General features: G+C 62.8%; 2 protein-coding genes. Both read right to left on the bottom strand.

From position 1 onward, the window contains the following. The coding region (locus OOT46_RS30615) for a response regulator (protein WP_265407403.1) at positions 1-350 on the bottom strand (350 nt) is incomplete at its 3' end. Next, a partial coding sequence (locus tag OOT46_RS30610; RefSeq protein WP_265407402.1) for a sensor histidine kinase occupies positions 347-1206 on the bottom strand: 860 nt, incomplete at its 5' end. The genes OOT46_RS30615 and OOT46_RS30610, both read right to left, overlap by 4 nt.

Below are 1206 nucleotides of genomic sequence, written 5' to 3'. Positions count from 1 at the left end.
TTGACTGCCGCAACGAACTCCGGTGGGTCGATCGGCTTGGTGATATAGCCGTCGAAACCCATCGACAGTATGCGACTGCGGTCGCCCACCATGGCGTAGGCCGTCACGGCGATCAAAGGGATGCCGTGCAGAACCTCGTCCTGCTTGAACCGCCTCGCGAACTCCAGGCCGTCCATGCCGGGCATCTGGATGTCGCACAGGACGAGTTGGGGGCGTTCTCGTCTCGCGATGTCGAGGCCCACTTCGCCGTTCACCGCACTCAGCGTCTCAAAGCCGTGGGCGCGCAGCAGGTAGTCCATCAACTCACGGTTCATGGGGTTGTCTTCGACGATCAAGACCCGTGTGGTCATGGCTGCCACTCCACCGGCAGAACCAACTCGAAGCAGCTCCCCTTGCCGATCTCGCTGTGGACGCTGAGGTGAGCCTTCAGCAGCTCCGCCAGTTTCAGGCTCAGGTACAAGCCGAGCCCCGTGCCCTCGGTGCGTGACCGGACGGTGCCGGCTCCCACCTGCGTGAACGCTTGGAACAGCCGCGCCTGGTCCTCTTGTGAGATGCCCATGCCAGTGTCCGTCACCCCAAAACGCAACGCAGGGCGGTTATCAAGATCGGTCCTCTCCAGGGTGATGGTGACCGTCCCCTTGGCGGTGAACTTGACAGCGTTGTTGACGAGGTTGATCAGGATCTGTTGCAGTGCCCTGCGGTCGGTCTGCACCACCAGTTCCTCTTCCGGCCCTCGCTGCTCGATGCGCAATCCCTTTTCTTCGGCAGCCGGCCGCAAGGTCGTTGCCACTTCGTCGACGAGCGCCCGGCAGGCCACCGCCTCCGGTTGGACCTCGACGTTGCCCGATTCGATTTTGGCGACGTCGAGCAGATCGTTGATGAGCGACAGCAAATGCTTGCCGGCCGACTGCACCATGCGCAGTTGCTTTTCCTGGTCGGCCGTCAGCGGACCGGGCAGTTTCATCAGCAGCAGCCCGGTGAAGCCGATGACGGCGTTCAGCGGTGTGCGCAATTCGTGGCTCATGGTGGCGAGGAACCGGTCCTTTGCCTGGTTGGCACGAGCCAGTTCCACGTTCTTCTCGTGCAAGGCGCGCTCCACCCGGCGGCGTTCGGAGATGTCTCGGATCGAGCTACTGACGAGCCGGCCTTCCTCGGTCTCCAGCGGGCTGAGACTGATCTCGACAGGAAATTCGCTGCCATCCCGCC

The sequence above is a fragment of the Aquabacterium sp. A7-Y genome (genome assembly GCF_026153205.1).
Classification (GTDB): Bacteria; Pseudomonadota; Gammaproteobacteria; order Burkholderiales; family Burkholderiaceae_C; genus Caldimonas.
The sequence above is the reverse complement of the archived record's forward strand: the minus strand, read 5'-3'. Positions and strand labels throughout refer to the sequence as shown.